At 71.6% G+C, this 7,957-nt stretch carries 4 protein-coding genes; 1 reads left to right on the top strand and 3 read right to left on the bottom strand.

Features of this window, described 5'->3' with window-relative positions; all coding sequences use genetic code 11:
* The 3 genes from H0U68_RS05505 to glnE all read right to left on the bottom strand — a co-directional run.
* The coding region (locus H0U68_RS05505) for a biotin/lipoyl-binding protein (RefSeq protein ID WP_296353462.1) at positions 1-732 on the bottom strand (732 nt) is incomplete at its 3' end.
* Positions 732-2,141, bottom strand: a complete 1,410-nt coding sequence (locus H0U68_RS05500) for an efflux transporter outer membrane subunit (RefSeq protein ID WP_296353460.1) — start codon at positions 2,139-2,141, stop codon at positions 732-734. The genes H0U68_RS05505 and H0U68_RS05500, both read right to left, overlap by 1 nt.
* 122 nt (positions 2,142-2,263) lie before the next feature.
* Positions 2,264-5,032, bottom strand: a complete 2,769-nt coding sequence (gene glnE / locus H0U68_RS05495) for a bifunctional [glutamate--ammonia ligase]-adenylyl-L-tyrosine phosphorylase/[glutamate--ammonia-ligase] adenylyltransferase (RefSeq protein ID WP_296353458.1) — start codon at positions 5,030-5,032, stop codon at positions 2,264-2,266.
* A 24-nt stretch (positions 5,033-5,056) separates the two neighbouring features.
* On the opposite strand from glnE, the gene H0U68_RS05490 reads away from it, so the two are divergent.
* On the top strand, positions 5,057-7,957 hold a 2,901-nt coding region (locus H0U68_RS05490), incomplete at its 3' end, for a DUF3971 domain-containing protein (protein ID WP_296353456.1).

The raw sequence follows: 7,957 nt of genomic DNA, 5'->3' as shown, positions 1-7,957 counted from the left end.
GAGGAGCTGTCGCTCCCGGCCGAGTCGCTCGAATTCCCTGTTCAGCGCGGCGATCTTGTCGGTGACGCCCTTCCAGTGCGAGACGACCCACTGGCCGAAGTCGCCGACGAAGTTCGCCAGACGCGAGAACTGCGTCGCGAGGTCGCCGGCGTCGCGCACGTAGCGCTCGGCCATCGCGATGAGGTCGTTCCCGTACTTGACCCAGCGCTCGGAGGACCATGTGCCCGCGGCGACCTTCGCGCGGTAGCTCGTCGCCCACCGCTGCGCCTCGGTCTCGAGGTTCGCCATCGCGGTGAGCTGGGTCGTGCGCATCAGGTCGTCGCCGATGCCCCCAATGACGGCGCGCGCCTGCGCCAGGTCGGCGCGCAGCGTGTCGGCGGCGAAGGTGGCCAGCACCTGGCCCTTGCGCACGCGGTCGCCGACGTTCACGCGCACTTCGGCGACGCGCAGGCCGGCGGTCTCGGCGCCGACGCTGGCTTCCTGCCAGGCCGCCAGGTTGCCGTTGGCCGACAGCGTGACCGGCAGCATCACCTGCTGCGCGGTGGTGGTGGTGACGGTGAGCGAGGGCCGGGGCGCGGCCGCCTTCTTGTCGTCGGTCTTCTTGCCGTCCGCTTTCTTGCCGGCGTCGTCGCCACAGGCGGCCAGCGCCAGCGCGACGGCCAGCAGCAGCGGCCAGGCGCGCGGCGCCATGTGCTTGTGTTCGCCCCGGGGTGTGGTGCGCGGGCCGCGCATCACGAGCCGGCCACCGTGGCTGCGTCCGGGCGCGCCCAGCCTCCGCCGACCGCGCGGTACAGCGCGATCCAGGCGGAGATGCGTTCGCGCTGCAGCGCCACCAGGTTGGTTTCGGCGGCCAGCAGCAGGCGGCGCTGGTCTTCCAGCTCGATCAGGCTGGCCAGGCCGCTGCGGTAGCGCGCCTCGGTCGCGTTGAACGACACGCGGTAGCCGTCCACTGCGGTCTGCGCGTCGGTGCTGCGCGCCCGCGCGCTGTCCAGGGTGACCAGCGCTTCCTCGACTTCGCGCACTGCCTGGCGCACGCGTGCGCCGTACAGCAGCACCGCTTCCTCGTAGCGCGCCTGCGTCGCGTCCACATTGGCGGCGCGCCGGCCGCCGTCGAACAGCGGCACGGTCACGGCCAGCGGGCCGATCGACCAGGTGTCCAGCGAGGCGCTCACGCCCTGCGCATGCACGCGGCCCAGCCCGATGGAGCCCGACAGCGACACGCGCGGAAAGCGGTCGGCGCGTGCGGTGCCGACTTCGGCGCTGGCGGCGGCCACTTCGCGCTCGGCGCGGTAGACGTCCGGCCGCTGCGCGACCACCTGCGCCGGCAGCGCGGCGACCGACACCAGCGCGAACTGCGCCGGTTCGGCCCAGCGCGCCAGCAGCTTCTGCCGCAGTTGCGGCTCCGCCAGGCCGGTCAGCGCGACCAGCGCCTTGACCTCGATCTCGCACTGCGCGCGCTGCTGCGTCGCGCGGGCCGAACTCTCGGCCGCGCTGGCGCGCGCGAGCGCGGCGTTGGCCGGCGCGGTGAAGCCTGCCTTGACGCTCAGGTCGGACAGCCGCGCGGTTTCGGCGCGCGAGCGCGCATCGTTGGTGGCGACCACCAGCTGGCGCTCGCAGGTGCGCAGGTTGAGATAGCTGTTGGCGGTTTCCGCCGCCACCGACACGCGGGCCTCGTGCCAGCCGGCCTGTGCGCTCTCCAGCCGCGCCTGCGCGGCGCGCGCGGTGCCGCGGTTGCCGCCGAACACGTCGATCTCCCAGGCGGTGTCCAGCCCGGTCTGCACCACGGAGGCGATCGGCGTGGGCGGCGCGCTCTTGCTGCGCGAGGCGGCGGCGGTGGCGTCCAGCGTGGGCAGTAGCGCGGCGCGGGCGGCGACGCGGGCCGCGCGTGCCTGCTCGATGTTGGACGCCGCGGTCGCGACGGTCGGGCTGGCGGTCTGCGCCGAGCCGATCAGCTCGATCAGCAGCGGGTCGTTGAACTGCTGCCACCAGCGCGTGAGGTCGGTCATGGTGCCGTTGTGCGGCAGCGGCGCGTACCACTGCGGCGGCGTGGCCGCGTTCACGTTCTCCGGCGGATGCGGCACGGCGCAGCCGGAAAGTCCCATGGCAATGCCGAGCAGCGCGAGCAGGCGCAAGGTGTTCATTTTTCTTTTGTCCTTCTAGGAGGAGTTGCGCGCGGGAGAGAGAGATGCGGCCGGCGCGCGCGAGCCGCCGCGGGCGGAACCCGCAAGCCTACCATTGCGTGGTAGGCCGCAGTTGTCGTGGGTTACTGACGGAAACTGTCTTTTTTGATGGCTTCGGAAAAGACAGCCTGCCACAAGCGCAGGATGGCCTCGCGCTGCGCAGCCAGGGTTTCCAGCTCCACCTGCGTCGGCTCCTCGTTGAGCCGTGCCCGGTGCTGCACCCGGCGCAGCTCGCGGTAGGCATCCGCGGCGGCATGCCCCACGCCGGGCGGCAGCAAGCCCACCGCCTCGGCGCGCTGCAGCAGTGCGATGTTGCCCACGTTGGGAATCAGTTCCGGATACGCGGCCGCCTGCGCCAGCACCAGGAACTGCACCGCGAATTCGGCGTCGACCATGCCGCCGGGACTGTGCTTCACGTCGAAGCGCCCGCGCTTCACCGGGTGCGCCGCACGCACCTTGTCGCGCATGGCGACGATCTCGCGCTGCAGCGCCGCGGCGTCGCGGGGCGCGCCGATCACCGCTTCGCGCACCGCGTCGAAGCGCGCCTGCAGGCCGGCGCCGCCCAGCACGAAGCGCGCGCGCGTCATCGCCTGGTGTTCCCAGGTCCAGGCCGTGTTGCTGCCGCGGCCTTCCTGGTACTTGGCATACGCCTCGAAGGTGGTGATGAGCAGGCCGGAGCTGCCGTTGGGCCGCAACGCCGTGTCGATCTCGTACAGGTCGCCTTCGCCGGTACGCGTGGTCAGCCAGTTGATCAGCTTGCGCACGAAGCCAGCGTAGGCGTCGGGTGCGTGCTCGTCCTCGTCTTCATAGACGAACACGATGTCCAGGTCGCTGCCGTAGCCCAGTTCCTTGCCGCCGAGCTTGCCGTAACCGACGATGGCGAACTGCGGCGCGTCGCGGTGGCGGTTCTTCAGCCGCTCCCAGCACCAACGCGCCGTGACGCGCAGCACCGCGTCGGCCAGCGCGCTCAGCTCGTCGGCCACCTGCTCGACCGTGAGCACACTTTCCACGTCGCGCGCCAGCGTGCTGAAGACTTCGGCATGGTGGGCGCGCCGCAGCAGGTTCAGCAGCGCCTCGTCGTCGTCCTCGCCGGTGATGTGCAGCGACTGGCGCCGGCGCTCCAGCTCGCGCTCGAATTCGGCGGCGTCGAAGCGCTCGTTGAGCAGGCCGTCGCTGGCCAGCTCGTCGATCACGCCGGGGTGCTGCATCAGGTAGCGCGCCGGCCAGCGCGCCGCGCCCAGCAGACGCAGCAGGCGTTCGTGCACGCCCGGCCGCTCAGCCAGCAAGGCCAGATAGCTTTCGCGGCGCAGCAGCGGCTCGACCCAGTCGGCCATGCGCATCGCCGCACTCTCTTCCACGCGGCCGTCCAGCACCCACTGGCCGGTGCGCTGCATCAGGCGCGACAGGCGCTGGCGCGCTTCCTCGCGCAGCGCCAGCACGCGCGGGCTGCGGCTCCAGAGCATCACGCGCGCGCCCAGTGCCGCAGGCAGCTGCTCGGCCAGCGTCTCCAGGTCGGGCGGCACCGGCCGGCCGCCCTTGGGGCCGTTGCAGCCTCGGCATTCGTTGCCGCTGCCCAGCAGCTTGTCGAACTCCTGGGCCACCAGCTCGCGGTGGCCGTCCAGCTCGTGCAGGAACAGGCAGCAGTCGGGATAGCCCATGGTGCGGGCGATCCATGTCAGGTCGGCGTCGGATTCTCCGTCGCAGCAGCCCATGGGCAGCACGTGCGTCTGCTGGTCGTCCAGGTACTGGATTCGGTGCTCGACACGGCGCAGGAAATCGTAGGCCGCGGCCAGCGCATCGGCCGTGGCCTGCGGCATCAGGCCGGCCGCGCACAGGCGTTCCAGCGCGCGCAGGGTCGGCCGGGTGCGCAGCTCGGGGTACTGGCCGCCGCGCACCACCTGCAGCAGTTGCACGATGAACTCGATCTCGCGAATGCCGCCGCGTGACAATTTCACGTCGTTGGCGCGCTCGGGCCGGCCGGCCGCGCGCCGCGCCGCGTGCTCGCGGATCTGGCGGTGCAGCACGCGCAACGCCTCGAACACGCCATAGTCGAGATAGCGGCGGAACACGAACGGCAGCACCGAGGTGCGAAGCTCCTGGGCAGAGCCGGTGGCGATGCAGGTGCGCGGCGCGACCACCCGGCTCTTGAGCCATGCAAAACGCTCCCACTCGCGGCCCTGCACCTGGAAATAATCCTCCAGCGCGCCCAGCGACACCGCCGGCGGGCCGGAGTTGCCGTTCGGCCGCAGCGCCAGGTCGACGCGGAACACGAAGCCGTGCTCGGTCACGTCACCGATGAGGCCGAACAGCGCCTTGACCGCCTTGCCGAAATACTCGTGGTTGCTGATGCGCCCGCGGCCGTTCGCGTCGCCGGTGGTCTCGCCGTCCTGGTCGTACACGTACACCAGGTCGATGTCGCTGGACACGTTCAATTCGCGCGCGCCCAGCTTGCCCATGCCGATCACCCACAGCTGGGCACGCTCGCCGTCGGGACCGAGCGGCGCGCCGTGCAGCGCGTCGAGGTCTTTCAGCGCCTGGCCGCAGGCCACTTCCAGCGCGAATTCGGCCAGGTCGGTCATCGCCGCCGTCACCTCCGACAGCGGGCAGCCGGCGTCGCAGTCCAGCGCGATCAGGCGCTCCACCACCAGCTGGCGCACGATGCGCAGCGCAATGCCGGTGTCGTCGCCTCGGTCGCGCAGGCGCGCATAGGCGCCGGTCATGCTGCGGTAAACGGGAACGCCGGGCACGAGCAGGGGCAGTTCCTGCGCATAGCGCCGCCGCAGCCGCTGTGCGAGGCGCGAATGCAAGGACAGCGGCGCGCCGGCAGCGTTTGAAGCGGTGCCGGGGGTCATAATGCCTGCCACATCGATGTATTCATGAACGAGCCGCTGCCGCTTCCCTCACGGCCGCTGAAGGCCTATGCCGCCGTCGCCAAATGTGCTTTGTGGCTGCTGCTGGCACTGTGGCTGCTGCTGGCGCTGGCGTGGGGAGCGCTCCATGCGTGGATTGTGCCGCGAATCGGCGAGTTCCGTCCCATGCTGGAGCAGCAAGCCGGACACGCATTAGGGGTTGCGGTGCGCATCGGCAGCATCAGCGCGCGCAGCGAAGGACTGGTGCCCTCGTTCGAGCTGCGCGAGGTGGTGCTGCTCGACGCCCAGGACCGCGAGGCCCTGCGGCTGCCACGGGTATTGGTGGCCTTGTCTCCGCGCTCGCTGTGGAACCTGGGCTTCGAGCAGCTTTACATCGAAGGTCCGAAGCTCGACATCCGCCGCGCCAAGGACGGCCGCATCTCGGTGGCCGGCCTGGACTTCTCGCGCTCCAGCGTCAACGATGGCCGCGCCGCGGACTGGTTTTTCCGCCAGGGCGAGTTCGCCATCCGCGGCGGCATGGTGCAGTGGACCGACGAGGCGCGCGACGCGCCGACGCTGGCCCTGAGCGGCGTGGACTTCGTGGTGCGCAACCGCGCGCGGCGGCATGCGCTGCGGCTGGACGCCACGCCGCCGGCCGAATGGGGCGAGCGCTTCTCGCTGATCGGAAAATTCCGCCAGCCGCTGCTGTCCGGCGCCGATGGCCAATGGCGCGAGTGGATCGGCGAGCTCCATGCCGACTTCGCCCGCATCGACCTCTCGCAGCTGCGCCGCTACGCCGACCTGGGTGTGCGCATCGGCCAGGGCCAGGGCAGCGTGCGCGCCTGGGCCGACGTGGACCGCGGGCGCCTGACCGGCGGCACCGCCGACGTCGCGCTGGTCGAGGCCGAAGCCACGCTGGGTGCCAACCTGCAGCCGCTCGCGCTGCGCCAGCTGTCGGGCCGCCTGGGCGGCAAGCGCTCCGCCGAAGGGTTCAGCTTCGAGACGCAGCAGCTGCAGTTCGAAACGCGCGACGGCCTGCGCTGGCCGGGCGGCAACGTGTCGCTGTCGTGGACCGATGCGCGCGGCCAGAAGCCCGCCGCGGGCGAACTGCGCGCGGACAAACTGGACCTGGCCGCGCTGGGCCAGATCGCCACCCGGCTGCCGCTGGGCACCGCGACGCATGCGGCGCTGTCGGCGTATGCGCCGCAAGGCCTGGTGGAGACGCTGCAGGCCAAGTGGCAAGGGCCGATCGGCGCCTTGCAGACATACGAGGCGCGCGGCAAAGCCTCCCGGCTGGCGATCGCCGCGCAGCCAGCTTCCCAATCGGCCCCACCACCGGCCGCGCTATCGGCGGCAACGCCGGCCAGCGCCGTGTCGCGCGCGCATGCCGGCACGCCGGGCCTGCGAGGCGCGTCGCTCGATTTCGATTTCACGCACACCGGCGGCAAGGCGCGCCTGGCGCTGCAGCAGGGCGCGCTGGAATTCCCCGGCGTGTTCGAGGACCCGGTGCTGCCGATGGACAGCCTGAGCGGCGAGCTGCAGTGGCAGATCGACGGACCGAAAATCGCCGTGTCGGTGGTCAACCTCAAGTTCAGCAATGCGGATGCGCAAGGCCAGGCGCAGGCCAGCTGGCGCACCGGCGACGCGAAGGCGCCGGGCCGCACGCGCTTTCCGGGCGTGCTCGACCTGCAGGCAAGCCTCAGCCGCGCGGACGGCACGCGCGTGTGGCGCTACCTGCCGCTGGGCGTGCCTGCGAACGCGCGCGCGTATGTGCATGAATCGGTGCAGCGCGGCGTGGCCACCGCCGCGAAATTCCGCGTCAAGGGCGACCTGCACGACTTTCCGTTCCGGGACGCCAGGTCCGGCGAGTTCCTGATCACGGCCGACATCCGGGACGCCACCTTCGCCTATGTGCCGCGCAGCGCGCAGCACGGCACCGTGTCGTGGCCGGCGCTCACGCAGCTGTCGGGCGAGCTGGTGTTCCAGGGCAACGGCATGCAGGTCAAGGGCGCGGTGGGCGGCTTCGCCGGCGCGCCGGGCCTGCAGGTGAAAGCCGATGCCTCGATTCCCGACTTCCACAGCACCACCGTCGGCGTCACCGGGTTGATCCGCGGGCCGCTGACCGAGTCGCTGGCCATCGTCAACGGCTCGCCGGTGGCCGGCTTCACCGGCAACGCGCTCGCGAAGGCGCACGCCAGCGGCACGGCCGACGTGCAGCTGCGCCTGGTGCTGCCGGTGCGGCAGATCGACCACTCGCAGGTGCAGGGCACGGTCACGCTGCCTGGCAACGATCTGCAGATCACGCCCGAGAGCCCGCTGCTCGCGCGCGCCAGGGGCGCGGTGACCTTCAGCGAGCGCGGCTTCACGCTGGTCGGCACGCAGGCGCGCGCGCTCGGCGGCGACGTGCGCGTCGAAGGCGGCATGCGGCCGTCGCCGCAGCCGGGCGGCGAGCCCGTGACGCAGATCCGCGCCAATGGCACCACCACCGCCGAAGCGCTGCGGCAGGCGCGCGAGCTCGGGTTCGTGTCGCGGCTCGCGCGCGACTTCAGCGGCGGCGCCAGCTATGCGATGACGCTGAACTTCAAGCGCGGCGTGCCCGAACTCTCGGTGGCGAGCAACTTGCAGGGCATGGGCATCAACCTGCCGCCGCCGCTGAAAAAGGCACCCGAGTCGGTGCTGCCATTGCGCTACGAAACGGTGGTCAGCCGCGACGGCGCCGGGCGGCTGCAGGACCAGCTGACGGTGGAGCTGGGCCGCATCGCCTCCGTTGTGTTCCAGCGCGACGTGTCGGCCGAAGAAGCGCGCGTGCTGCGCGGCAGCATCGCCATCGGCCTGGCGCCGGGCGAGACCGCGCCGCTGCCGGAACAGGGCGTGACCGCCAACGTGCAGCTGGCGCAGCTGAACATCGACGCCTGGGAGGCCGTGCTC

It is taken from the genome of Ramlibacter sp. (genome assembly GCF_013697775.1).
In the GTDB taxonomy this organism is placed as follows: Bacteria; Pseudomonadota; Gammaproteobacteria; order Burkholderiales; family Burkholderiaceae_C; genus Ramlibacter.
The sequence above is the reverse complement of the archived record's forward strand: the minus strand, read 5'-3'. Positions and strand labels throughout refer to the sequence as shown.